Source organism: Vibrio sp. Y176, from assembly GCF_033438945.1.
The window spans coordinates 1-541 of record NZ_JAWOQS010001064.1 but is presented as its reverse complement, the minus strand read 5'-3'; the positions used below and the strand labels follow the sequence as shown (position 1 = coordinate 541).

The window sequence follows — 541 nt, the reverse complement described above, 5'->3', positions numbered from 1 at the left end:
AGCGCCCAGGCTTTACCGCAACGAACGTGGGTACTTCTTGAATGTTGAAGGTTTGAAACCACTCTGGATTGATGGCGAATCCGCTGTTAATCGGTTTTTTTTCGTTTGTTTGTAGGAGGGATTGAATGGTGTTAGCTGTGGCCGTAAAGCCGTCAGGTAACACGCCTCGAATAACCAAAGGCACTTGCCAAACCTCGCTTTGCCTCAATAAGGCTTTGAGGCTGCTTTCCGGCATGGTCAGAGAGACGAACACCATGACACCCGTAGGGGCTGCATTTGGGTTTTCGGTCGGTGTGGGAATATTGGTAATTCCTCGTAGCGAGCTTGGGGTGAGCTTCTCCTGCCACTGTATCGCTTGCTGCCTAGCATGCTCAATAAATTGGGTGCTAGTTTGCTGCTGCGTTTCTATGACTTGTTGAGTCTGTAGAGAGGGCGCTTGTGAAACGACTTGTTGTTCGAGCTTAGCGAGCGCTTTGAGCTCGTCTTGAGTATAACCGATGTTAGCCAGAGCAAAATGATTATAAAACAGGGGCATTAACAT

General features: G+C 48.6%; 1 protein-coding gene. It reads right to left on the bottom strand.

The annotated features are described in order from the left end of the window. Positions 1-541, bottom strand: a 541-nt coding sequence (gene trbC / locus R7O13_RS30215; protein WP_318305638.1) for a type-F conjugative transfer system pilin assembly protein TrbC, incomplete at its 3' end; no start/stop codon positions are given.